Genomic DNA, 23,745 nt, shown 5'->3' with positions numbered 1-23,745 from the left:
GCCCCCCGTTTACTCCGGCAGCGGCTAATTTAAGACAAATACGATTAGGTTGGACGCGATATTACCACCGCCCGGGTTCCAGGAAAAAAGCTAAATGTAATCAGTTGTTCCGTTGTTTATTCTGCAGACAACATCAGCCGTAAACGCCCACCGGAGCCCCACACCTGGCATTGCCAGGCTTCGCACCGCTGGCTGATTTGATTGAGGTAGGCATTGCCCAGCGTCCCCAACGGCACGCCGTTGCTGACCTGGATTTGGTGCTCGCCGGTATTTAATGTGGCATTAAGCCCGGCGGAGACCAGAATGAGGTTTTTTAATCCGCTGTGATAATAACCCACAATGAGCGGAAATTGTCCGTTCAGGTTTGCCTGACGCAATAGTTGATTGACCTGTTTTAGTAAATTACCCAGTTCAGGTAAACGCTGGCCCTGATGCGAAAGTTGTTCCTGTAATAATCCGTTGAATAACGCTCTGAGCAACAGCGCGGCTAATACACCGTTATCGCCAGCACGGGTAACGTCTAAACAATAAAAAGCCAGATCATTATCTGAAAGTGGCGCAATATCGAGCACCAGACCAGGCTGATCGACCGCAATTAACTGGCGATAATTTATTCGGCAGCGCGACATAACCTGCTGGACCGGCGGTTGCAGTTCTTGCAGCAGCTTGGATGCAGCCTGAGGATCCCGTGCCAGCGCATCCCAATCCTGAAACAGCCGCTCCTCCTCTTCTACCCGGGAATTAAACATTGTGGGGTAGATACAGGACAATACGGTCTCTTTTAATCGATTAAGATCTTTAATGGGTTTCAGCAACACATCCTGCACACCGAGCCGTAAAGCCTGGGCTATGTCAGACATATTTTCCGTCGCTGAAATAACTAAAATGGGCGTTTGATTACCTTCGTTACGGATATGTTCCACCAGTTCAAGACCATTCATTCGTGGCATCGCCAGGTCACAAATCAGCAGATCCGGCGTAAATTGCCCCAGCTTCTCAAGCGCATCCATGCCGTCCCAGGCAAGCAGCGTGCCCGCGCCAAGCGACGTCAAATAGCTGTCCAGCAGAGAGCGGAAAACGGGCTCGTCTTCAACAATGAGGATCTGCTTTCCTTCCAGCGGGTAACTCATGCGCTTTCCTCTGCCTGGCAATATTTCAATAGTGGCACGGTATCGCAACGAGCGCCTGTCAGAAACGGGTTAAGTATTAACTTAATCATGAGTACGAACCAGCGGCAGTAGCTCATCCATTTTTTTCTCAACCGCAAGGTAGCCTGCCGCGATAGCTTCGGACGCACGATGAAAGTCGAGGGTGGAAATTTGCGGGCAAAAGGGCTGCAGAAGAATATCGGGAGGATCGCCCGCCATGCGGTTACGCTTGAGGCGGTTTTCCAGCACCTGAATCGAGGTCGTCATAATTTCCATCGCCGTCGGCGTAACAGTGGCCCGGCGGTGGGTCATTTTTCCCAAACGCTCCCGTAAACGACTGCGCCAGGACGCAGGCTGCGCCAGATTATCCTCCCCGGCAGGCGTCATATTCACCGACAGCAGATCCTGCTGCATCAGGTGCGCATCGTGCTGCAAGTCCACCGCAATGACGATATCCGCCCCCAGCGCACGAGTGAGCGAGATCGGCACCGGATTGACAATTGCGCCATCCACCAGCCAGTAACCGTTGTGTGCAACGGGAGACAGCAGCCCCGGCATGCTGCAGGAGGCGCGAATAGCCTGATGGAGGTCGCCGTCGGTAAACCACAGCTCTCGCCCGGTACTCAGGTTGGTGGCCACGGCACCAAATCTCATGCCACAGCCCTCAATAGCGGTTTCTGGAATGATTTTGCGAATATTGTTAAACACGCGTTCACCGCGGAGCAGCCCGCCGCGACGCCAGGAAAGATCCATCAGACGCAGGACATCCCAGTAGCTGAATGATCGCACCCATCGCTCCATCAACGGCAACCGCTGGCTGGCATAGGCGGCACCGACCAGCGCGCCGACGGAACACCCGGCCACGATATCAATCTGAATCCCTGCTTTTTTTAACGCATTGATAACGCCAATGTGCGCCCATCCTTTGGCCGCACCCGACCCTAATGCCAGGCCGATCTTTACCTGTCTCATCACGCCTCGGTCAATCTTCCCCGGTAATCACTCCGTGACGCCAACGCCACCGCTCAGTTAACATAAGTGCTGCCGTCGTATTATTGGCGTCGTTTATTTTTCCTGGAGATATTATGTTGCAACTTTGTCCCTGTGGCAGCGGTTTGGAGTATAGCTTATGTTGCCAGCCTTACCTAAGCGCGGCCCAGCATCCGCAACGCCCGTCACAGCTTATGCGCTCTCGTTACACCGCTTTTGTGAAGCAGGATGCGGATTATCTTGTTGCAAGCTGGCATGAGAGCTGCCGCCGTCCGTCGTTAAAATCAGAAATATCCAGCGGCTTCGGCGACACGGAATGGCTCGGCCTGACGATATATGAAGAAGCCGAAGGCAAAGATGTCAACGAAGGATTTGTCAGCTTTGTGGCCCGTTTTCAGGAAAACGGCAAGCAAAGCGCGATAATCGAACGCTCTCGTTTCGTCAGGGAAAGCGGTCAATGGTACTATATCGACGGCCTCCGCCCGCAGTTCGGTCGTAATGACCCCTGCCCTTGCGGTTCTGGAAAAAAATATAAAAAATGCTGCGGATGATAGCCTTCGCTGCATAACAGCATTATTGTTTCGCAAACACCGTTCAACAGGATTTATCTCTTCATGCAGGCATTACAACGTAAAGTTCTCCGCACAATCTGCCCCGATCAGAAGGGTCTCATCGCGCGAATCACTAACATTTGCTACAAACACGAACTCAATATTGTTCAGAACAACGAATTTGTCGATCATCGTACCGGCCGCTTCTTTATGCGTACCGAGCTTGAAGGCATTTTTAACGACACTACGCTGATGGCCGACCTGGACAGCGCGCTGCCGGAAGGCTCAATTCGTGAATTGACGCCTGCGGGCCGCCGTCGCATTGTTATTCTGGTCACCAAAGAAGCCCATTGCCTCGGCGATTTGCTGATGAAATCCACCTATGGCGGCCTGGACGTAGAAATCGCTGCCGTCATCGGCAATCACGAAACCCTACGTACCTTAGTGGAGCGTTTCGACATTCCGTTCCAGTTAGTCAGCCACGAAGGGATGACGCGCGAAGAGCACGACATGCAAATGGCCGATGCTATCGAAGCACATAAACCAGACTACGTCGTGCTGGCCAAATACATGCGCGTATTGACGCCTGAGTTTGTCGCCCGCTTCCCGAACCAGATAATCAACATCCATCACTCGTTCCTGCCGGCGTTTATCGGCGCACGCCCTTATCACCAGGCTTACGAACGCGGCGTGAAGATTATCGGCGCCACCGCGCATTATGTTAATGATAATCTGGACGAAGGCCCGATCATCATGCAGGACGTGATCCACGTCGATCACACCTACACCGCCGACGACATGATGCGTGCCGGGCGTGACGTAGAGAAAAATGTGCTAAGCCGGGCGCTCTACGAAGTGTTGGCCCAGCGAGTCTTCGTTTACGGCAACCGTACGATTATTCTCTAATCACTCAGAAAATGAATTGGTTAGCTTTGCGGCGCTCAGCGTAAAAAAGCGGCAAACGATTCATTTTCCTCAAGTGAATGCTTTACAGCGGCGCTTCATTTGATATGATGCGCCCCGCTTCCACAGCGAAGCAGGCCAGTAACAAGCATTACCCCGTGGTGGGGTTCCCGAGCGGCCAAAGGGAGCAGACTGTAAATCTGCCGTCATCGACTTCGAAGGTTCGAATCCTTCCCCCACCACCATTATTCACCACAGCGATGTGGTAATACCGATGAGATGAGACAAAGTTTTCGCTTATCGGGAAGGGTGAGAATCTTCGACCAAGGTTCGAATCGAGCGAAAGCGAAATAACGCTGCTAAAGCAGCGGCCCGAAGGGTGAGGAGTGAAGCGACGAATAATCCTTCCCCCACCACCATCTAAAAATTCAAAGCATTAACCCCTGGCGGGGTTCCCGAGCGGCCAAAGGGAGCAGACTGTAAATCTGCCGTCATCGACTTCGAAGGTTCGAATCCTTCCCCCGCCACCATATTCCAGAACAAACCCCAACTTAAGAACTTGCACAATCATCCAGATTCCCGTTGGGGAAGGACGAGAAGCTTCGATTAAGGTTCGACTCACGTCAGTGAGAACGCGCTTGCGCGGTCATCCTTCCCCCGCCACCATCTTCCAGAACAAATCCCAACTTCAGAACTCGCACAATCATCCAGATTCCCGTTGTGGAAGGACGAGAAGCTTCGATTAAGGTTCGACTCACGCCAGTGAGAACGCGCTTGCGCGGTCATCCTTCCCCCGCCTCCCTATTCCTGGCACTCGGGCTAATACTCTTATAAAACGCCTTTCGCTGTTGTTCTCTAAGAATAAAAAAGGCGAGCCAAACTCAGGCCCGCCGGTTGCACAGCCCTATTACATCACTGCATTTATGACAAAGAAACCGACCGCGGTCATTAACAGTGAACCCAGTACGTGAGCGAAAACGGACGCCATCGCCCAGGCATAATTCCCCCCCTGCAGCAGCGAAAACAGCTCAACAGAGAACGTTGAAAAAGTACTCATGCCGCCGCACAGGCCGGTGGTAATCAACAACTTCCAGCCGGGATCGAGCTGCGGCTGACGCAGAAAGAAAGCCATTGCGCCACCGATAATCAACCCAGCCAACAGGTTGACCGCCAGCGTACCGAGGGGCAAATGAGGGAAAAGGCCATTCAGACGTAACGCAAGGAGCCAGCGAATAACACACCCAGCCGAGCCGCCAACAATAACTGCAAACAGTGGTTTAACCATATTTCCCTCAAAAAGATCTAAACGATACGGTGTTGTTAAATAAGAACTTTGCTTTTAGCTTTTATGAATAAAAGCGCTACGTCCGGCAAAATGTGCATCTGCGCCTAGCGCCTGTTCAATTCGCATCAACTGATTATATTTTTCTACCCTTTCGCCCCGACAAGGCGCGCCGGTTTTCAGGTGCCCCGCACGCAGGGCAACCGTCATGTCCGCAATAAAGCTGTCCGTCGTTTCACCGCTGCGGTGCGAAATAAACGTTCCCCAGCCGTGCTGCTGGCAAAGTGCCACCGCGTCGAAGGTTTCGCTCAGGGTGCCTATCTGGTTCAGCTTGATCAGCGCCGCGTTAGCCAGGTTCTCTTCTATGCCACGTCGGATGTATTTCACGTTAGTCACGAAGAGATCGTCGCCCACCAGCTCGACCCTGTTGCCCAATTTTTGGTTCAGGTGCTTCCAGCCTGCCCAGTCATTCTCGGCCAGCCCATCTTCAAGCAGCACAATAGGAAACTGGCCCAGCAGATCGGCATAATAGCCCGTCATCTCTTCGGCGCTAAGCGTGCTTTTTTCCGTTCTTAGGTGGTATTTACCCTCGGTATAGAATTCGCTGGAAGCGGGATCGATACAGATGCTGATATCTTCCCCTGGCCGGTAGCCCGCTTTCTCAATCGCCTGCACGATAAACTGCAAAGGTTGTTTATTAGAGGACACCGCCGGGGCAAATCCGCCTTCATCACCCACGGCTGTAGAAAGATTGTTATCCAGCAGGATCTGGCGAAGCGCCTGGTAGACTTCGCTCCCCTGGCGCACGGCTTCGGTCAGGCTGGCCGCACCATGTGGCGCAATCATAAACTCCTGAAAATCCGCTCCCTGCCCCCGGGCATGCACCCCGCCGTTAACAATATTCATGCAGGGAACCGGCAGCAGGTTCGCCCTCAGCCCACCGAGATAGCGAAACAGCGGCTGGCCGGTTACCTGAGCTGCAAGCCGCGCGACGGCCAAAGAAACACCGAGAATGGCGTTAGCCCCCAACCGTGCCTTGTTTTCCGTGCCGTCCAGCGCCAGCAGAATATCATCCACCCGCCGCTGTTCACGGCCATCAACGCCCACAAGTGCCTGATGAATCTCGGTATTGATCGAATGCACTGCGTTCTGCACCCCCTTACCGTTGTAGCGCTGTTTATCGCCATCCCGTCGCTCTATGGCCTCCCTTGAACCCGTGCTGGCACCGGACGGAACCGAGGCCCGGGCCATAACCCCCTCTGTGGTATAAGCATCAACTTCAACGGTTGGGTTCCCACGAGAATCCAAAATTTCACGAGCAACTATTTTATCCAGCGTAAAATTCATGGTGATTACCTCATTGTTTGCCATCGATATGTTTAATCAGCACGTCAACATTCAGATGATTAACGTATTCCATCGAGTCAGAAGCGATCTGCCCCAGCCAGCGGTTGCGGTGCCCGGCCAGCACCAGGTCCACATCCAGTGAAGAAATGCATTTTTCAACGTCTTCAAAGCGGTTCAACGTCACCAGCTCCCGCGTTTTTACCGGCACGTTGACCGAGCGCACCAGCTCGCTAAACAACGCTTTCGCCTGAATCAGGTCGGCAGAAACGTTGTCATCCATTCGCGCATCGGAGACGTAATTCATCTCCCGGTAGTCTTCGCTGATGTGGACGAGGGTGATTTGGACGGGCAGCGCCCCGGCAAGGCGAGCGGCATGTTGAATCAGCACCTGCCCGTCGGTCTTGCCCTGAATAAGTACGAGAACGTGGGAGTAGAGGTTCATAGCGGGCTCCTGGCGGGATTGAGCTGGCTTTGCAGCCAGGGGAGAAGCTGTTTTTTGCGACTCATCATGCCCGGCATCACGCGGGGCTGCGCCCCAGGCATCAATGAAGAGGTGGAGAAATAGAGTTCAGATTCACAAGCATTAATATCGGTCACCATCAACACGACAAGATCGACATCGGCGTCGGCCGCATGCAGATTCATTTCTTCCAGCAGAGCATCCAGTTGAGGAGCAAGTTGCGTTAGAGAGTAGAGTTCCAGCTGCGCAATTTTTAGCCGAACACCGTTGATGTCAAAACGCTTGAGATCTTTGTGCAGCAGTTCCCTCGCGCTCTGCCCGGCCACAGAGGTCTTGGCCGTGAGCAGGTCGGCAATAAACTCTTCATAATCGATACCGATGCGCCCGGCCAGCTCATCCGCCGCCAGCCTATCCTCAGGTGTGGTCGTGGGCGAACGTAGCGCGACGGTGTCACTGAGCAGCGCGCCCAGGAGCAAAATAGCCTCGCTGGCAGAGATCCCGGCCCGAAGTCGGGCGTCCATAAGCTGCCAGATCACCGTGGCCGTGCTGCCTACGGGTTTGATGCACACCTCCGGCGGCAACCGGGTAATCAGCCCGCCCAAACGGTGATGATCGATGATCCCAACAATATTGCCGGTGATAAGCGAGTCTGGCCCTTGCCCCGGCTCGTTAAAATCCACCAGCCAGATGTCTTTGTTGCTCAGAGAAGACGAGAGAAGCCCGGGCAGAGGAAGAGCGGCACGGGAGAAAATCAGTTCAGTTTCACGGTTAACCTCGCCGCAGCGCCACGCCTGTGCCGTGCGGCCCCGCAGCGTTAACCAGCGAGCAACCATCACGGCGCTGCAAACGGCATCGCTGTCGTGATGAAGGTGACCAATAACATGTATCATGGCTCGAGCCCCGTTAAGGGAAGCATGCAGAGCCGGGGGGTAAACGTTGACCAGCCTGACATGCCTCTTGGATTAAAAGAGTCATACCAGGCGTCATCAGCCTCTGAACGAGGCGGTTGGGGGAAGGTGGAACGCCATCACCTTGCGAAGTATTGTGAACCCTTCCCCTCAGGGTTTCAAGCGGGTTTTACGGTTTCAAGCGCTGGCCCTGCTCATCCACAACCGGCTCGCCGTCCTCTTTACTGAACGCACCCTGCTGCCCTTCAGGCAGGATATCCAGCACGCGTTCCGAAGGGCGGCAAAATCTCGTCCCCCGCTCAGTCACCACAATCGGGCGGTTAATTAACAGCGGGTACTGCACCATCAACTCAATGAGTCGCTCCTCGCTGAATTGCCCTTTCTCCAGCCCTAAAACTTCATAAGGCTCAACGTTTTTGCGCAGCAGTTCACGGGCGCCGATTGCCATGAAGAAATAGCGTTCCTGCTAAAAACATGTTCACTCCCACTTCAGTAAAACAACGCCATAATATTCGAAAAAACGAATATGTTAAGTTAAATTTTTTTACTGGCAAAGCGCCATAGCCCCACTCGCCTCGATGCGTTTCAAACGCTCCAGCACTTCATGGCCCTGGCTTTGCCAGGCCTGCTCAATGACCGCCGCCGCCCACGCGGGCATGTGGGGTGAAAGGCGATAATAAACCCATTTCCCCTCTCTTCTGTCCTGCAGCAAACCGCCCTCGCGCAGCATCGCCAAATGCCGGGAGACCTTAGGCTGCGGCAGGTCCAGCACAGCAGTTAGTTCACAGACGCAAAGCTCGCTTTTCGCTCTTAGCAGCAGAGTGATAGCCAGCCGGGTTTCTTCCGACAAATGTTTAAAAAGCTGTAAAGGCGCCAGGGCAGTCATGGTGAGATCTCTTGAATAAACGCTGCCATAGTAAAGCTCTCGGCGTTAAAGTCAACGTTCATATCCGAAAAAACGAATTTGTTTATTGTGTAAAAAGCCCGGCATATACCGGGCTTGTGATCGTTCATGCAGACTAGCGGCGAGCGCGAACAATCTGGTATTTGCGTGTCAGGTATTCCACCGGCGCGCTCCAGATATGCACGAGGCGCGAGAACGGGAACAGCAGGAACAGCGTCATGCCCAGCACCAGATGAACGCGGAAAATAAACGCCACGCCGTCGAGGTAGTCAGATGCGCCACCGCGGAAGGTGACCACGTGCTGCGCCCAGTTCACCAGCTTCATCATTTCGCTGCCGTCCATATGCTGGGCGGAGAACGGAATAGTGCCGAGGCCCAGCGCACACTGGAGCATCAGCAGGCTAAGGATCAGGATATCGGCCCCAGTGGTGGTGGCGCGCACGCGTGGGCTGAACAGGCGACGCTTCAGCAGCAGCAGGCCGCCCACCAGCGTCATCACGCCGCTGGCTCCCCCGGCAAACATGGCCATTTTCTGTTTAATTTCTAGCGGCAAAAACGCCTCGTACATCCAGTGCGGCGTCAGCATGCCAAGGAAGTGTCCGGCAAAGATCCCAAGAATACCGAAATGAAACAGGTTTGAGGCCAGGTTCATGCCCTTGCGATCCAGCATCTGGCTGGACGCTGCACGCCAGGTGTACTGCCCGTAGTCATAGCGCAGCCAGCTGCCAATCAGGAACACGGCACCGCAAAGGTACGGGTAGATATCAAAGAAGAAGACGTTGAGAAAATGCATTATTTCCCTCCTGCTATATTCAGGTACTGCGGAGCCACCGCCCCGGCAAAACGGCGCTGGTGTGCGGTAATGTCGGTCTCTCCGCAGCTGTCATCGGCCATGAATTTCACCTGCTCCTCTTCCCACACCGCATCCAGCGCCTGAGGCGTGTCGTCGCGCGCTTCGTTGGCAATTTGCTGGCGGACCGTTTCGACGCTGACGTCGCTTTCAGCCAGAGCAATCAGCAGGTCGAAGAGGAGCGCATAGTCGCTTTCACGCTGTTTCAGACGCGCGCTGAGCAAAGCCAGGATCGGCGCGATGTCCTGCAGCCCGCCCTGCGCTTCTGCCCGCGTGCGCTGGGACAGGTATTCCAGATAAAGCGGCAGATGGTCCGGCAGCTCGCGGCTGTCAATTTCCAGCCCGGCCTGTTGATACTGGTTCATCAGGTTAACCATCGCCTGGCCCCGATCGCGCGATTCACCGTGAACGTGCTCGAAGAGCAACAGCGAAGTGGCTCTGCCCCGGTCGAATAGCTCGCTGTAGCTGGATTGCGCGTCCAGCAGCTCCCGCTGGCAGAGTGAGTCGATAAACCCATCCAGACTGGCGCGCTGCATTTTCGTCAATGTCTCGCTTTGGGCCAGCGCCTCATGCAGCTCCTGATGATGCTGCCACAGGGCAGCATCCGGGTACTCCAGCAGGCGGGAGATAATCAGTAGTTCAATCATGGATGCGGCTCCGTTTTGCTCGAGACGTCGATAGCGTCAATCCGACGGCTGTTGAACAGATTGAATTTGGTGTCGCTGCCGTGACAGCCGTCGCCAAAGCTAAAGCCGCAGCCGCTGTGCTCAGGGAAAGAGTTCTCGGCCAGTTCGCGATGGCTGGTCGGCACCACAAAACGATCTTCGTAGTTAGCGATAGCCAGGTAGCGGTACATTTCCTGCGCCTGAGCTTCGGTTAGCCCCACCTCTTCCAGCGCACGCGTGTCGATCACGCCTTCAACGGTTTCAGCACGTTTGTAGTGACGCATCGCCATCATGCGCTTCAGCGCCCGCAGCACCGGCGCGGTGTCCCCGGCGGTCAGCAGGTTGGCCAGGTACTCCACCGGAATACGCAGGCTTTCGACATCAGGCAGAATACCGGTGTGCGGCAGCTGGCCCGCATCGCTCGCGGACTGAATCGGCGACAGCGGCGGCACGTACCAGACCATCGGCAGCGTGCGATATTCCGGGTGCAGCGGCAGAGCCAGCTTCCAGTCCATCGCCATTTTGTACACCGGCGACTGCTGAGCCGCCGTAATCACTCCCTGCGGGATACCGTCTTTCAGCGCTTGCGCAATGACTGCCGGATCGTTCGGATCCAGGAATACGTCCAGCTGGCGCTGATACAGATCTTTCTCGTTTTCCGTGCTGGCCGCCTGCTCAATCGCATCGGCGTCATACAGCAGCACGCCGAGATAGCGAATACGTCCGACGCAGGTTTCTGAGCAGACCGTCGGCATCCCCGCTTCAATGCGCGGGTAGCAGAAGATGCACTTCTCGGACTTGCCACTTTTCCAGTTGAAGTAGATTTTTTTGTACGGGCAGCCGGTGATGCACATCCGCCAGCCGCGGCATTTATCCTGATCAATCAGCACAATGCCGTCTTCTTCGCGCTTGTAGATGGCCCCGCTCGGACAGGTGGCGACGCAGGCCGGGTTCAGGCAGTGCTCGCACAGGCGCGGCAGGTACATCATGAAGGTGTTTTCGAACTGGCCGTACATCGCCTTTTGCATATTGACGAAATTCTGGTCCTGCGCGCGTTTTTCAAATTCGCCGCCAAGCAGCTCTTCCCAGTTCGGGCCAGCTTCGATTTTGTTCATCCGCTGGCCGGTAATCAGCGAGCGAGGCCGGGCCACGGGCTGCGCTTTGCTGCCCTCCGGCGCGGTGTGCAGGTTCTGGTAGTCGTAGTCAAACGGCTCGTAATAATCATCGATCCCCGGTAAATGCGGGTTAGCGAAGATTTTACCCAGCAGCATCGCGCGGTTGCCCATGCGGGGCTGCAGCTTGCCGTTGATTTTGCGGATCCAGCCCCCCTTCCATTTGTCCTGGTTTTCCCAGTCGTTTGGGTAGCCCAGGCCAGGCTTGGTTTCCACGTTGTTAAACCACGCGTATTCCGTTCCTTCGCGGCTGGTCCAGACGTTTTTGCAGGTCACCGAGCAGGTATGGCAGCCGATGCATTTGTCCAGATTCAGCACCATGCCAATTTGTGAACGAATTTTCATTTTACGCTCTCCTGTACCTGGTCATTGCCTTCGCCGTCTAACCAGTTAATCTCTTTCATTTTGCGAACCACCACGAACTCATCGCGGTTAGAGCCGACCGTACCGTAATAGTTAAAGCTGTAGGCCAGCTGGGCGTAGCCGCCAATCATGTGGGTTGGCTTCAGCGTGATGCGGGTCACCGAGTTATGAATGCCGCCGCGCTGGCCGGTGATTTCAGAGCCCGGCAGGTTCATGATGCGTTCCTGCGCGTGGTACATCATCGTCATCCCGGCCGGAACGCGCTGACTCACTACCGCGCGCGCCGTCAGCGCCCCGTTTTTGTTAAACACTTCAACCCAGTCGTTATCGGCGATGCCGATTTCTTTGGCGTCTGCTTCACACAGCCAGATAATTGGCCCCCCGCGCCCCAGCGTCAGCATCAACAGGTTGTCGCTGTAGGTGGAGTGGATGCCCCACTTCTGATGCGGGGTCAGGAAGTTAAGCGCTTTTTCCGGGTTGCCATTAGACTTGTGGCCCATCATGCCGTCCACGGAACGGGTATCAATCGGCGGACGGTACACCACGAGGCTCTCGCCAAAGTCGCGCATCCACTGGTGATCCTGATAAAGCTGCTGGCGGCCAGACAGGGTGCGCCACGGGATCAGCTCGTGCACGTTGGTATAGCCCGCGTTATAAGAGACATGTTCGTCCTCCAGGCCGGACCAGGTCGGGCTGGAGATGATTTTGCGCGGCTGAACCTGAATGTCGCGAAAGCGAATCTTCTCTTCTTCTTTCGGCAATGCGAGGTGCGTGTGATCGCGACCGGTAAATTCACCGAGCGCGGCCCAGGCTTTCACCGCCACCTGGCCGTTGGTTTCCGGCGCCAGGCTGAGCACAACCTCGGCGGCATCAATGGCCGTGTTGATCATAGGCTGACCTTTCGCCGGGCCGTCGGTCTTCACGTAGTTGAGCTTGCGCAGGAACTCGACTTCTTTTTCGGTATTCCAGCTAATGCCTTTCCCGCCGTTGCCCATTTTCTCCAACAGCGGTCCGACGGAGGTAAAGCGTTCGTACGTCGCCGGATAGTCGCGTTCAACGGCAATAATGTGCGGCGCGGTTTTGCCTGGGATCAGGTCACATTCGCCTTTCTTCCAGTCCATGACGCCATACGGCTGAGCCAGTTCGGCGGCCGAGTCGTGCTGAATCGGCAGCGTCACAACATCGGTCTCTTTACCGAGGTGGCCAACGCAAACTTCGGAGAACTTCTTCGCGATACTTTTGTAGATTTCCCAGTCGCTTTTCGATTCCCAGCAAGGATCCACGGCGGCGGAGAACGGGTGAATAAACGGATGCATATCCGAAGTGTTCAGATCTTCTTTCTCATACCAGGTGGCGGTCGGCAGCACAATGTCGGAATACAGGCAGGTGCTCGACAGGCGGAAGTCCAGGGTGACCACCAGATCCAGCTTGCCGTCCAGGCCGTTATCGACCCATTCCACCTCCTCCGGCATCAGCCCGCCTTCCTGGCCGAGATCTTTCCCCTGAATGCCGTGCTCGGTGCCCAGCAGGTATTTGAGCATAAATTCATGCCCCTTCCCGGAAGAGCCCAGCAGGTTCGAACGCCAGATAAACATGTTGCGCGGGTGGTTATAGCCGGAGTCCGGCTGCTCCGCCGCAAAGCGGATGCCGCCGGATTTAAGTTGTTCAACGGTGTAATCCACCGGCGACATTCCGGCCTCTTTCGCCCGGTCAGCAATGCGCAGCGGGTTAGTGCCAAGCTGCGGTGCAGACGGCAACCAGCCCATGCGTTCGGCGCGCACGTTGAAGTCGATCAGGTGGCCGGTGTAGCGGGACTTATCCGCCAGCGGCGACAGGAACTCATCCGCCGTCACCGTCTCATAGCGCCACTGGCTGGAGTGGTTATAGAAGTAGGAGGTGCTGTTCATGTGGCGCGGCGGGCGCTGCCAGTCGAGGGCGAACGCCAGCGGCATCCAGCCGGTCTGCGGACGCAGTTTTTCCTGACCGACGTAGTGGCCCCAGCCGCCGCCGCTCTGCCCGATGCTGCCGCAGAAGATCAGCATATTGATAAGCCCACGGTAGGCCATATCCATATGGAACCAGTGGTTCACGCCTGCGCCAACGATAATCATCGAGCGGCCGTGGGTTTTGTCCGCGTTATCCGCGAACTCACGGGCAATGCGCACGATATCCTGGCGAGGCACACCGGTGATCTGCTCGGCCCAGGCTGGTGTATAAGCCTTCATTTCATCGTAGCTGCTGGCGCAGTTATCATCGTTCAGGCCGCGATCCAGACCGTAGTTAGCCAGGGTGAGATCGTAGACCGTTGCCACCAGCACGCTTGAGCCGTCCGCCAGCTGCAGGCGTTTAACCGGCAGCTTATGCAGCAGTACGTCTTTCAGTTTGACGTTGTCGAAATGCTCGGTGCTCTCACCGCCAAAGTACGGGAACCCCACCTCGGCAACTTCATCGTGGCTGCCCAGCAGGCTCAGGCGCAGCGCGGTTTCTTCCCCGGTGCTGCCGTCACGCTGCTCGAGGTTCCACTTGCCTTTTTCACCCCAGCGGAAGCCAATGGATCCGTTAGGTGCAACCAGCTCGCCGGACTGATCAGCCAGCGCAACGGTTTTCCACTGCGGATTATTTTCCTGGCCGAGACTGTCGACCAGGTCTGCCGCACGCAGCAAATTCGCTGGGGCATAGAAGCCGTCACGGGCTTCCAGCGTCACCAGCATCGGCATATCGGTGTAGCGACGAACGTAGTCGGTGAAGTACTGGCTTGGTTTGTCGAGATGGAATTCCCGCAGCATAACGTGGCCCATCGCCATCGCCATCGCGGCATCCGTCCCCTGCTTCGGCGCCAGCCACTGGTCGCACAGCTTGGAGATTTCCGCATAGTCCGGCGTGACGGCAACCGTTTTGGTGCCTTTGTAGCGGACTTCGGTGAAGAAGTGGGCGTCCGGGGTACGCGTCTGCGGGACGTTAGAGCCCCAGGCGATGATGTAACCGGCGTTGTACCAGTCCGCGGACTCCGGTACGTCAGTCTGCTCGCCCCAGGTTTGCGGAGACGCTGGCGGCAGGTCGCAGTACCAGTCGTAGAAGCTCATGCAGGTGCCGCCGATAAGCGACAGATAGCGGGTGCCTGCGGCGTAAGAAACCATCGACATGGCCGGGATCGGCGAGAAGCCGGTGATGCGGTCCGGACCGTAGGTTTTTGCGGTATAGACGTTCGCCGCCGCGATCAGCTCGTTAACCTCTTCCCAGGTCGAACGAACAAATCCCCCGCGGCCACGCGCCTGTTTGTAACTTTTGGCTTTGTCGGGATCGTTAATGATCGATGCCCAGGCTTCAACCGGATCGTTATGCTGCGTTTTCGCTTCGCGCCACAGCTTGATCAGACGTTTACGCATCTGAGGGTACTTCAAACGGTTGGCGCTGTAGAGATACCATGAGTAGCTTGCCCCGCGCGGGCAGCCGCGAGGTTCGTGGTTCGGCATATCCGGGCGGGTACGAGGGTAGTCCGTTTGCTGGGTTTCCCAGGTCACCAGGCCGCTTTTGACATAAATCTTCCAGCTGCAGGAGCCGGTACAGTTCACGCCGTGCGTGGAGCGCACCACTTTGTCATGCTGCCAGCGCTGGCGATACCCTTCTTCCCAGTCGCGATTGGTATCGAGTAGCTGGCCGTGTCCATTGGCGAAGGTTTCTCCCTTCTGCCTGAAATAACGAAACCGGTCGAGGAACTTGCTCATCGGGATACTCCTGATGTGGAGCCTGGTGGCTCTTCTGGTGAAATCGACATTGCTTGATGCCCGAGACGGTAACGCCTCGAAAGCTGGGGATTTTTGATAACGATCAACTGCTTCTGGTGTGGTTTTTGGGCGCCCGGCAGCCACTACCACCAAAGTGTAAGGTCTTAAGAATCACTAACTAACTGAATATAAATACAAAAAAATCAAAACCTATCGGGGAGTGGGTAGCGGCAAGCCGGGTTTGGGTATTAAGGGGTAGGCGGCGAATTAACCAGCGCTGAAAACGTAACGGGCAAAAAAAAGCGCGGACGAAGCCGCGCAAAGGGATAACCAAAAAGGTCAATGCATTAGCGAGAGGATTTCCGGCCATAAACGGCCCAGGTAATAACCACACACACAATGTAAAAGACGAGGAACAGCTTCATCGCCCCGGCAGGCGAGCCGGTCAACGCCAGGGAAGTGCCGAAGGCTTTAGGGATAAAGAACCCCCCGATGGCGCCAATGGCCGAAATAAAGCCCAGCGCTGCGGCGGTATCCGTGGCGGCCTCGCGCAGGGCGACTTCATCGCTGCCACCGGCGGCTTTTACTCTGTCCATTGTCAGCTTACGGAAAATCACGGAAATCATCTGGAAGGTCGAGCCACTGCCCAGCCCCGCCGTCAGGAACAGCATCAGGAACACCCCGAAGAAGGCGATGAAGTTCCCACCCTGTCCGTTCGTTGGCAGCGTGGTGAACAGCAGCGCGCTGAAAATGGCCATCAGCATGAAGTTATACAGCGAAACTCGGGTGCCGCCCCAGCGGTCGGAAATCGCCCCACCTGCAGAACGTGCCAGGGCGCCAAACAGCGGGCCAAAGAAGGCAAAATGCAGAATGTTGACGTCCGGGAACTGGGTTTTAGACAGCATCGCAAACCCGGCAGAAAAGCCGATGAACGAGCCAAATGTCGCCAGGTAGAGCAGCCCCAGAATCCAGAGATGGCCGCGCTTAAGCACCGGCAACTGCTCACGCAGGGAGGCTTTCGACGCCGAGAGATCGTTCATTCCGAACCAGGCCGCTAAGGTGAATACCGCCAGAAACGGCACCCAGATCCACGCGGCATTTTCCAGGAACAGCATCGTGCCGTCGCCCTGTGCCACGCCTTTGCCGCCAAAAATGGCAAACATCGACAGGGAGATAGCCAGCGGGGCCACCAGCTGCATCACGCTCACGCCCATATTCCCCAGCCCGCCGTTAATCCCCAGCGCACCGCCCTGCTTTGCCTTCGGGAAGAAGAAGCTGATGTTTGCCATGCTGGAGGCAAAGTTCGCCCCGGCAAAGCCGCACAGCAGAGAGATACAGATGAAGGTGTTAAACGAGGTGCTGGTATCCTGCACGGCAAAGCCCAGCCAGACGCACGGAATAATCAAGATCCCCGTGCTGAACGCCGTCCAGCGGCGGCCGCCAAAGACCGGTACCATGAACGAATACGGGACGCGCAGCAGCGCGCCGGAAACGGAAGGTAACGCCGTGAGCATAAACAGCTGATCGGTGGTGAAGGTAAAGCCGACCTTATTCAAATTCACCGCCACCGCGCTGAACAGCATCCAGACGCAGAAGGCCAGCAGCAGGCTTGGGACGGAAATCCACAGGTTGCGGCTGGCGATCCGATGACCTTTTTGCTGCCAGAACTGTGGATCTTCCGGCCGCCAGTCGGTAATCAGTGCGCCCGACGGCTTCTCGGGAACGGGAGACTGTGACATAAACACCTCATTTCGTGTGAGTAAATGCCGCAACCTTAGGGTTCCTGTGTCGAGATTAGTTGATGTAAATCAAGGGATAATCTATCTCTCCGGCGGGCAAAAAAGCCCCCTCATTCTTTGTGAGTAATCTTCTGGCAAAAAAATAACGTGATTTATCACACCCCTGCGGGACTTGCTGCTGACCGCTCCCATTGCCCTGTCACCTCTGGCAATTTGGGGGTAATCCTTTGGAGGTATGGGTATACTCCAGCTGTTGACTGAAAATAGCGCCACTCGTCACTTTTCCCACTCAGGAGCCCGTTTGCCAATGCTAAAACGCCTGTTTTCTCCCCTTTCGCTGGTCAATCAGCTCGCGCTGGTTGTCATGCTGCTGGCGATGTTAAGCGTGGTGGGAATGGCGATGGCCGGCTGGCTGGCCCAGGGGATTTCGGGCAATGCCCACGCGATCAACAAAACGGGCTCCATGCGCATGCAGAGCTACCGCCTGCTGGCAGCCATTCCGCTGACGGAGCAGGACAAGATGCTGCTGCGAGAAATGGAGCAAACCACATGGAGCGACGATCTCCGCCTTGCCGCCGAGCGCGACGGGCAGCAGGCCAGGCTTCAACAGCTACAAGATTACTGGCGCAGCACGCTTGAACCCGCGCTGATTGCCGCCCAAACGCCGCAGCAGGTAAAACCCGCCGTCGCCCATTTTGTCGCCAGCATTGATGAACTGGTCAGCTCCTTCGACCGCACCACCGAGATGCGTCTGCATCACGTGATTTTGCTGCAGCAGGGTATGGCGGTGTTACTCGGGCTGTTGATCGTCTTTACCCTGATTTGGTTACGCAAAAGATTACTCCGCCCGTGGCGTCAGCTACTGGCGATGGCCACCGCCATTGGTCAGCGAGACTTCACCCAACGGGTGAATTTTCGCGGCCGCGACGAAATGGCCACGCTTGGGAGCGCGCTAAACAGCATGTCCAGCGAACTGGCGCAAAGCTACGCCGTGCTCGAGCGGCGGGTCCGGGAGAAAACCGCCGGGCTTGAGCAAAAAAACCAGATGCTCACCTTCCTCTACGAGGCTAACCGCCGCCTGCACGCGCAGGCTCCGCTGTGCCAGCGTATTTCCCCTGTACTGAGCGAACTCCAGATTTTAACCCCGCTGCTGGGCATCGTGCTCCGGGTGTACGAGTACGAAGATGAAGAGAATTATCAGGAATACACGTTCCAGCCGGACGCGCACTGCGATGCCCGGGGCTGCCAGCTGTGCCCGGATGCCGGGGCAGCGCTACCGCAGGACACCACCACGCTGAAATGGCGCCTCACCGATAACCATCTTCATTACGGTCTGGTGCTGGCCCAGCTTCCGTTGGGCAAAACGCTGACCGAAGACCAGCTGCAGCTTATTGCCACGCTAATGGAGCAGCTCACCGCCACGCTCGCCATGGAGCGTCAGTATGAACACCAGCAGCAGTTAGTGGTGATGGAGGAGCGATCTGCCATTGCCAGGGAATTGCATGACTCCATCGCCCAGTCGCTTTCCTGTATGAAGATGCAGGTCAGCTGCCTGCAAATGCAGGGCAAAACGCTGCCGGAGGAGAGCCGGACGCTGCTGGAGCAAATACGCGGCGAGTTGAACACCTCCTGGCGGCAGTTGAGAGAATTGCTGACCACCTTCCGCCTTAAGCTCACCGAGCCTGGTTTGCGCCCGGCGCTTGAGGCCAGTTGCCAGGAGTTCAGCGACAAACTTGGCTTCCCGGTGATGCTGGACTACCAGCTCCCGCCGCGCTTAGTGCCTTCTCATCAGGCCATTCATTTGGTGCAGATTGCGCGTGAGGCGCTGAACAACAGCCTGAAACACGCGGAAGCCAGCGCCTGCGGTATCAGCGTTACCCGTCACGGAAATCAGGTACGCCTTGCGGTGTGGGACAACGGGCGCGGTATTTCCGGCAGCGGCGAGCGCAGCAACCATTACGGCCTTATTATCATGCGCGACCGCGCCCAAACCTTGCAGGGTGACTGCCAGGTTCGCCCCCGTCCCTGCGGCGGCACCGAAGTGGTCGTCAATTTTATCCCCGAAGCACCGCTTTCTTCCGTAATAAGGAGCGAAGAATGAGTCATCAGGAAGCAGCAACCATTTTGCTGATAGACGATCATCCCATGATGCGTACCGGCGTTAAGCAGCTGATCAGCATGGCGCCAGAGCTGGCCGTCGTCGGAGAGGCCGGCAGCGGCGAACAGGGCGTGCAGCTTGCCGAAGCGCTCGATCCAGACCTGATCCTGCTCGACCTGAACATGCCGGGCATGAACGGGCTGGAAACGCTCGACTGCCTGCGCGAAAAAGCGCTGTCAGGACGCATTGTGGTGTTTACCGTTTCGAACCATGAAGAAGATGTGGTCACCGCCCTTAAGCGCGGTGCGGATGGCTATTTGCTGAAAGACATGGAGCCGGAAGATTTGCTCAAAGCCCTGCAGCAGGCCGCAGCGGGAGAAATGGTACTCAGCGAAGCGCTGACCCCGGTGCTGGCGGCCAGCCTGCGGGCCAACCGTGCAACCTCAGACCGTGACGTCAATCAGCTTACTCCGCGGGAACGCGATATCCTGAAGCTGATAGCCCAGGGACTACCGAACAAGATGATCGCCCGTCGCCTGGACATCACCGAAAGTACGGTGAAAGTGCACGTCAAACATCTGCTGAAGAAAATGAAGCTCAAGTCCCGAGTGGAAGCGGCCGTTTGGGTTCACCAGGATCGTATTTTTTAGCGCCGATTACTCCTCCGGCAGCAAGGAGTAACGCGGGTCACTTTCGGGGGCAATCAGCAGCGGTGCGGCAGGCTGGAGTACAATCTCATTCGACGAGACGCGCTGCCCCTTTTCGTCTTCCACGGTGACCGACAGGTGATATTCATTTGCCGCACCTGCCTGCCACGCAGGCAAAATAATGCTCCAGCCGTCGGTGCTGAGCGGCCGTGCCGGCGGCGTCAGGCTGAGCACCTGGGTATCTCCCTGCCATACCAGCCGCCGGATGCCATGCGTCGCTTTCACCTGCAGCTTAAGCAAAACCGTTTCTCCCGGCTGCAGCTGCCACGGCGGCGTGGCCAGGAATACTGACAACGTTTTACGCTGACGGAACTGCATCACCGGGGCGGACTCGCGCTCAACGCTATCGTAGCGGCTGCCGCGCAGGGAGCTGGTCGCGGCCACTTCGTCCGCCGAGAGCTGCTTCTGCAGCGGCACCCCGAAACGATAATTCAGCTTGAGCCCCAGATTTTCCTGCGCGACGCCGCTTTCACCCTGCTTGTGCTGGGCCGTGAGCGTGATCAGCGGCACGGGCGTATAGTTAATGCCCATCGTCACCGCGACTGGGTTTCGGTATCCGCTATCGCTGTCGAAGAGAGTGACGTTGTCACCAAAGTATTGTTCGAAGCTAAGACTGGTCGCAATATGCCGATAAAACGGCAGCCAGGCCTGCGCCGTGACGTCATAGCCCCGGGCCAGGCGCTGCTCAAGCGTGTCGGTTTGCCCGCGCCAGCCGTTCAGCGGCTGGTAATAATTGGCCGAAAGCCGCAGGTATTCGCCCCAGGCTTCGGCGCCAAATCCCGCCCGCTGTAGCTGCGTAGTCAGCTGATTATCGTAGAACGAGTTGTAGCCCAGTAGCCAGCTTCCGGCGACCCAGCGCTGCCCCAGCCCGAGGTTACCGGTGGTGCCGTATTTTTGCTGGCTAAAGCCGAGCTGGCTCCAGGTCAGATAGCGGCTGTTGTCCTGCCAGGGCGTAAAAAGCGAACCATTGCTGCCCTTCCAGCTCCCGTGTTCATCCACCCGCAAATTGACGCTGGCTTTGCCCCAGGGCGAAAGCAAAGCCTGGGTTTCATCGGTCACTTTGTCGGCCAGTAAATCTCTCAGGCTGGTAAAAGCGAACAGTCGCGCCTGCTCGCCGGTATCCAGCCCGTTGTCCACCATGCTGTCTTCGCCAAACTTCTTCGCCACTGCGGCAATCCTGCGCGCGGCAGCATCGGTTTCAGGCGCGAGGCCCATGTTCGGCAGGTCATCAGCGGGAGAAGAGAAAGGGTTTTGGGCCGCGGGAACAACGTTATTTGAGGTACTCATTGCCCCTCCCGGACGAGGGAGCAAACAACACAAGGTTAAAAGCGGAACGGCAAATCTACGCATTGATTAATGATAACACACTGGTTTTGCTCTTAACCCACCGGGGAGACATGCATGCACGACTCCAGGATTAATCCTGCTTTTCCGGGCACAAATCATACCCAGCGATAACTCAGGGCGATACACTGCTTCTCACGCTCAACGTTATCATCAAGGAGAAACTCATGCAGAAGATAGTCATTATTGCCAACGGGGCGGCGTACGGCAGCGAATCGCTTTTTAACAGTTTGCGGCTGGCCATCGCCCTGCGCGACCAGGAGCCGCAGCCAGAAGTAAAACTGTTCCTGATGTCCGATGCGGTGACCGCTGGCCTGCGCGGTCAGAAGCCCGCCGAGGGATACAACATTCAGCAGATGCTCGAGATTCTCACCGCGCAAGGTGTGCCGGTGAAGCTCTGTAAAACCTGTACCGACGGGCGCGGGATCACCAGCCTGCCGCTCATTGAAGGCGTTGCCATCGGCACGCTCCTTGAACTTGCCAAATGGACGTTAGCGTCGGACAAAATCCTCACTTTCTAATTATTTCAGCGCGGGAATATTATTTGCTTATACCCTCTCCCGCGCCATCAAGTTACCTGCATTTGTTGCCGATATTTTGCTTAGGACAACACAGCAGCAGGATAATAATTATGGTTAAATCTCTTCGTACACGTCTTCTTTTAGTCACGGCAATTTGCCTGGTCTCAGCTCTATGTCTCAACACCTTCATTAATTACGCCGTCACCAGCCGCGATAACCAACGTGCCATCACCGACACACTAACCAGCACCAGCCTGAGCCATTCCGTCGCTATCGGCGACTGGGTCAGCGGTAAAATGGCGATCGTTAGCTCCTTGGAAAACACCGCGCTGAGCGAAGATCCCATCCCGGTCTTCACTCAACTGGCCAAAGCCGGCGGCTTCACCAATATCTACGTCGGTTATGCGAATAAAACCGCAAAATTTTCTGATCCAACGGGGGTACCGGCCGACTTCGACCCCACCGGGCGCCCGTGGTATCAGCAGGTGGTGAAAGACGACGCTCCCGTCGTCACCGCTCCCTACGTGGATGCCGGTACCGGTAAGCTGGTCGTGACTTTTGCCGTGCCCATTAAGCAAAATGGCAGCCTTAAAGCCGTCTTCGCGGGGGATGTGGCGATGGACAGCGTGGTGGCGAACGTGCGCAGCATTCACCCAACGCCCGCCAGCAGCGGGCTGCTAATCAACAGCGATGGGACATTGATTGCCGCTCAGGATCCGACCCTGACGCTGAAAGCCTTTTCTGATGCCGTTCAACAGGCTGATTTACCTCAGCTACTCGGCGATACACATCGCGCCGTCGGCATAATCAGCGGGCAAAGTAAACAGCTGATGGCTACGCCGATTAGCGGCACGCATTGGTATCTGGTCGTGGCCCTCGACGAGCATGATGCCACCTCCGGGATGCGCGCTTTACTGAAGGCTTCCGCCATCGCCCTGCTGGTGTTGGTGCTGATTTCTGGTGCAATTGTGCATCTGCTGATCGGTAAGGTGATGAGCCGCCTCGGGACAATTCGCGACGGGATGCGCGCCATCAGCAACGGCACAAATGATCTATCTCAGCGGTTGCCGGAAACGGGTCACGATGAAGTGACGGAAATCGCCCACGCCTTTAACGCCTTCAGCGACAAGTTGGGCGTAGTCATGACCCAGCTCAGGGATTCAAGCGCCTCGGTGAAAGTCGCCGCCAACGAAATTGCTGCAGGCAATCAGGAGCTTTCTGCCCGCACCGAGCGGGCCGCCTCCAGCCTGCGAGAAACAGCCAGCGCCGTAGAGCAGATCACCGCCTCTGTCGCAAATTCTACCGCTTCTGCCGCTCAGGCCAACGCTCAAGCCCACAGCGCCGGTGAAGCCGCTGAACGCGGGGGTGAAGTGGTCTCGAAGGTTATTACCACCATGCAGGCCATTGAGCTGGCCTCCGGCAAGATTGGCGATATTACCGGCGTCATTGACAGCATCGCTTTCCAGACCAACATCCTGGCGCTAAATGCCGCCGTTGAGGCTGCCCGCGCCGGTGAACAAGGCCGGGGATTTGCCGTAGTCGCTGGCGAAGTGCGCAACCTCGCCAGCCGCAGCGCACAGGCGGCGAAGGAGATCAAAAGCCTGATCGACTCCACCACCGCAAGCGTTGCCGATGGCTCGCTTTACGTGCGCCAGGCCGGTGAGGCGATGGACAAAATAGAACAAAGCGTCGGCAGCGTTTTGGTCATCATGCGCGAGATAACCCTCTCAACCGACGAACAGATGAAAGGGATTCAGGAGATTAATCACGCGGTGACCCATCTGGACAATATGGTACAGCAGAATGCTGAACTGGTAGTGGAATCTGCGGCGGCGGCGGGTGCATTGCAAAGCCAGGCTGGAGAGTTAGCGGAAACCGCGGGGCATTTCCGTATTTAATGATGCGCGGGCGGACGTTTGCCAACGAAACGCCCGCCAGCTGAAAGGTTTCAGGCACAATATGATTATTGTTTAATCGTTGCGGCATTTTTTGATCAACATCAGCATTTACCCCTCTCGGCTCTGGTGTGATGCCACGAGTGATTTGTGAACAACATCACGAACCAGGA

Annotated in this window: 19 protein-coding genes, 2 tRNA genes, 1 other RNA gene, 1 pseudogene and 1 riboswitch; of the genes and pseudogenes, 9 read left to right on the top strand and 14 right to left on the bottom strand. The window is 56.4% G+C overall.

Features of this window, described 5'->3' with window-relative positions; all coding sequences use genetic code 11:
- Positions 1-116 precede the first annotated feature (116 nt).
- Positions 117-1,130 carry a two-component system response regulator RssB gene (rssB, locus tag F3J26_RS05205; protein ID WP_008454235.1) on the bottom strand — a complete coding sequence of 338 codons (1,014 nt, stop codon included), beginning with the start codon at positions 1,128-1,130 and terminating at the stop codon, positions 117-119.
- 81 nt (positions 1,131-1,211) lie between these two features.
- Complete coding sequence (rssA, locus tag F3J26_RS05200; RefSeq protein WP_166992028.1) at positions 1,212-2,120, bottom strand: patatin-like phospholipase RssA; 909 nt, start codon at positions 2,118-2,120, stop codon at positions 1,212-1,214.
- Between the two features lie 113 nt (positions 2,121-2,233).
- Here rssA and F3J26_RS05195 point away from each other — a divergent pair, with 113 nt between their 5' ends.
- The 5 genes from F3J26_RS05195 to F3J26_RS05175 all read left to right on the top strand — a co-directional run bounded on the left by F3J26_RS05195 (position 2,234) and on the right by F3J26_RS05175 (position 4,122).
- Positions 2,234-2,689, top strand: a complete 456-nt coding sequence (locus F3J26_RS05195) for a YchJ family metal-binding protein (RefSeq protein ID WP_166992025.1) — start codon at positions 2,234-2,236, stop codon at positions 2,687-2,689.
- Between the two features lie 63 nt (positions 2,690-2,752).
- Positions 2,753-3,595, top strand: a complete 843-nt coding sequence (purU, locus tag F3J26_RS05190; protein ID WP_008454230.1) for a formyltetrahydrofolate deformylase — start codon at positions 2,753-2,755, stop codon at positions 3,593-3,595.
- Positions 3,596-3,752: 157 nt separating this feature from the next.
- Positions 3,753-3,837 (top strand) — tRNA-Tyr (locus F3J26_RS05185).
- Between the two features lie 43 nt (positions 3,838-3,880).
- A non-coding RNA gene (locus tag F3J26_RS05180) (RtT sRNA) lies at positions 3,881-4,011 on the top strand.
- Positions 4,012-4,037: 26 nt separating this feature from the next.
- Positions 4,038-4,122: transfer RNA gene (locus F3J26_RS05175), tRNA-Tyr, on the top strand.
- Between the two features lie 377 nt (positions 4,123-4,499).
- Here F3J26_RS05175 and crcB read toward each other — a convergent pair.
- The 11 genes and pseudogenes from crcB to F3J26_RS05120 all read right to left on the bottom strand — a co-directional run bounded on the left by crcB (position 4,500) and on the right by F3J26_RS05120 (position 17,007).
- On the bottom strand, positions 4,500-4,877 hold the full coding sequence (crcB, locus tag F3J26_RS05170) for a fluoride efflux transporter CrcB (protein WP_008454228.1): 378 nt from the start codon (positions 4,875-4,877) through the stop codon (positions 4,500-4,502).
- Positions 4,878-4,931: 54 nt separating this feature from the next.
- Positions 4,932-6,221, bottom strand: a complete 1,290-nt coding sequence (gene eno, locus F3J26_RS05165) for a phosphopyruvate hydratase (RefSeq protein WP_166992022.1) — start codon at positions 6,219-6,221, stop codon at positions 4,932-4,934.
- 10 nt (positions 6,222-6,231) lie between these two features.
- Entirely contained in the window at positions 6,232-6,663 is a 432-nt protein-coding gene (locus tag F3J26_RS05160) for a universal stress protein (protein ID WP_008454225.1), read from the bottom strand.
- Positions 6,660-7,571: a DHH family phosphoesterase gene (locus F3J26_RS05155; RefSeq protein WP_166992019.1), complete on the bottom strand. Its 912-nt coding sequence runs from the start codon at positions 7,569-7,571 to the stop codon at positions 6,660-6,662. The genes F3J26_RS05160 and F3J26_RS05155 overlap by 4 nt, the downstream gene beginning before the upstream one ends.
- An 80-nt stretch (positions 7,572-7,651) precedes the next feature.
- A riboswitch (Fluoride riboswitch) is annotated at positions 7,652-7,722 on the bottom strand.
- 36 nt (positions 7,723-7,758) lie between these two features.
- Positions 7,759-8,037 (bottom strand): annotated as a pseudogene (locus tag F3J26_RS05150) (ArsC/Spx/MgsR family protein); the annotation flags it as partial.
- 96 nt (positions 8,038-8,133) lie between these two features.
- Positions 8,134-8,475, bottom strand: a complete 342-nt coding sequence (locus tag F3J26_RS05145; RefSeq protein WP_166992013.1) for a metalloregulator ArsR/SmtB family transcription factor — start codon at positions 8,473-8,475, stop codon at positions 8,134-8,136.
- 133 nt (positions 8,476-8,608) lie between these two features.
- Positions 8,609-9,286, bottom strand: coding sequence for a respiratory nitrate reductase subunit gamma (gene narI / locus F3J26_RS05140; RefSeq protein WP_008454218.1), 678 nt, complete (start codon positions 9,284-9,286; stop codon positions 8,609-8,611).
- The gene (narJ, locus tag F3J26_RS05135; RefSeq protein ID WP_008454216.1) at positions 9,286-9,990 is read right to left on the bottom strand and encodes a nitrate reductase molybdenum cofactor assembly chaperone; all 705 of its coding nucleotides are present in this window, start codon (positions 9,988-9,990) and stop codon (positions 9,286-9,288) included. Before narJ ends, narI begins: the two co-directional genes overlap by 1 nt.
- Positions 9,987-11,525, bottom strand: coding sequence for a nitrate reductase subunit beta (narH, locus tag F3J26_RS05130; RefSeq protein WP_008454215.1), 1,539 nt, complete (start codon positions 11,523-11,525; stop codon positions 9,987-9,989). The genes narJ and narH overlap by 4 nt, the downstream gene beginning before the upstream one ends.
- Positions 11,522-15,268: a nitrate reductase subunit alpha gene (locus tag F3J26_RS05125; protein ID WP_166992010.1), complete on the bottom strand. Its 3,747-nt coding sequence runs from the start codon at positions 15,266-15,268 to the stop codon at positions 11,522-11,524. Before F3J26_RS05125 ends, narH begins: the two co-directional genes overlap by 4 nt.
- 347 nt (positions 15,269-15,615) lie before the next feature.
- A complete protein-coding gene (locus F3J26_RS05120) occupies positions 15,616-17,007 on the bottom strand; it encodes a NarK family nitrate/nitrite MFS transporter (RefSeq protein WP_166992007.1) in 1,392 nt (463 codons plus the stop codon).
- Positions 17,008-17,314: 307 nt separating this feature from the next.
- Here F3J26_RS05120 and narX point away from each other — a divergent pair, with 307 nt between their 5' ends.
- Both narX and narL read left to right on the top strand, forming a co-directional pair.
- Positions 17,315-19,108: a nitrate/nitrite two-component system sensor histidine kinase NarX gene (gene narX / locus F3J26_RS05115; RefSeq protein ID WP_166992004.1), complete on the top strand. Its 1,794-nt coding sequence runs from the start codon at positions 17,315-17,317 to the stop codon at positions 19,106-19,108.
- Complete coding sequence (gene narL, locus F3J26_RS05110; protein ID WP_008454210.1) at positions 19,105-19,755, top strand: two-component system response regulator NarL; 651 nt, start codon at positions 19,105-19,107, stop codon at positions 19,753-19,755. The genes narX and narL overlap by 4 nt, the downstream gene beginning before the upstream one ends.
- 6 nt (positions 19,756-19,761) lie before the next feature.
- On the opposite strand, the gene F3J26_RS05105 is transcribed toward narL, so the two are convergent.
- The gene (locus F3J26_RS05105) at positions 19,762-21,162 is read right to left on the bottom strand and encodes a YchO/YchP family invasin (RefSeq protein WP_166992001.1); all 1,401 of its coding nucleotides are present in this window, start codon (positions 21,160-21,162) and stop codon (positions 19,762-19,764) included.
- Positions 21,163-21,323: 161 nt separating this feature from the next.
- On the opposite strand from F3J26_RS05105, the gene F3J26_RS05100 reads away from it, so the two are divergent.
- Complete coding sequence (locus tag F3J26_RS05100; RefSeq protein ID WP_166991998.1) at positions 21,324-21,677, top strand: DsrE/DsrF/TusD sulfur relay family protein; 354 nt, start codon at positions 21,324-21,326, stop codon at positions 21,675-21,677.
- 110 nt (positions 21,678-21,787) lie between these two features.
- Positions 21,788-23,575: a methyl-accepting chemotaxis protein gene (locus F3J26_RS05095; RefSeq protein WP_166991995.1), complete on the top strand. Its 1,788-nt coding sequence runs from the start codon at positions 21,788-21,790 to the stop codon at positions 23,573-23,575.
- The last annotated feature ends 170 nt before the right edge of the window (positions 23,576-23,745 follow it).

Origin of the sequence: Enterobacter sp. Ap-867 (assembly GCF_011752855.1) — a bacterium.
Taxonomy (GTDB): Bacteria; Pseudomonadota; Gammaproteobacteria; order Enterobacterales; family Enterobacteriaceae; genus Cedecea.
This window is presented reverse-complemented; position numbering and strand designations above follow the sequence as displayed.

Coding starts and splice junctions, on each gene's coding strand:
- purU (WP_008454230.1), top strand. CDS start 2,753: ATGCAGGCATTACAACGTAAAGTTCTCCGCACAATCTGCCCCGATCAG.
- F3J26_RS05160 (WP_008454225.1), bottom strand. CDS start 6,663: ATGAACCTCTACTCCCACGTTCTCGTACTTATTCAGGGCAAGACCGAC.
- F3J26_RS05095 (WP_166991995.1), top strand. CDS start 21,788: ATGGTTAAATCTCTTCGTACACGTCTTCTTTTAGTCACGGCAATTTGC.
- rssB (WP_008454235.1), bottom strand. CDS start 1,130: ATGAGTTACCCGCTGGAAGGAAAGCAGATCCTCATTGTTGAAGACGAG.
- narL (WP_008454210.1), top strand. CDS start 19,105: ATGAGTCATCAGGAAGCAGCAACCATTTTGCTGATAGACGATCATCCC.
- eno (WP_166992022.1), bottom strand. CDS start 6,221: ATGAATTTTACGCTGGATAAAATAGTTGCTCGTGAAATTTTGGATTCT.
- narJ (WP_008454216.1), bottom strand. CDS start 9,990: ATGATTGAACTACTGATTATCTCCCGCCTGCTGGAGTACCCGGATGCT.
- narH (WP_008454215.1), bottom strand. CDS start 11,525: ATGAAAATTCGTTCACAAATTGGCATGGTGCTGAATCTGGACAAATGC.
- F3J26_RS05120 (WP_166992007.1), bottom strand. CDS start 17,007: ATGTCACAGTCTCCCGTTCCCGAGAAGCCGTCGGGCGCACTGATTACC.
- F3J26_RS05105 (WP_166992001.1), bottom strand. CDS start 21,162: ATGCGTAGATTTGCCGTTCCGCTTTTAACCTTGTGTTGTTTGCTCCCT.
- F3J26_RS05125 (WP_166992010.1), bottom strand. CDS start 15,268: ATGAGCAAGTTCCTCGACCGGTTTCGTTATTTCAGGCAGAAGGGAGAA.
- F3J26_RS05145 (WP_166992013.1), bottom strand. CDS start 8,475: ATGACTGCCCTGGCGCCTTTACAGCTTTTTAAACATTTGTCGGAAGAA.
- F3J26_RS05155 (WP_166992019.1), bottom strand. CDS start 7,571: ATGATACATGTTATTGGTCACCTTCATCACGACAGCGATGCCGTTTGC.
- narX (WP_166992004.1), top strand. CDS start 17,315: ATGCTAAAACGCCTGTTTTCTCCCCTTTCGCTGGTCAATCAGCTCGCG.
- narI (WP_008454218.1), bottom strand. CDS start 9,286: ATGCATTTTCTCAACGTCTTCTTCTTTGATATCTACCCGTACCTTTGC.
- F3J26_RS05100 (WP_166991998.1), top strand. CDS start 21,324: ATGCAGAAGATAGTCATTATTGCCAACGGGGCGGCGTACGGCAGCGAA.
- crcB (WP_008454228.1), bottom strand. CDS start 4,877: ATGGTTAAACCACTGTTTGCAGTTATTGTTGGCGGCTCGGCTGGGTGT.
- F3J26_RS05195 (WP_166992025.1), top strand. CDS start 2,234: ATGTTGCAACTTTGTCCCTGTGGCAGCGGTTTGGAGTATAGCTTATGT.
- rssA (WP_166992028.1), bottom strand. CDS start 2,120: ATGAGACAGGTAAAGATCGGCCTGGCATTAGGGTCGGGTGCGGCCAAA.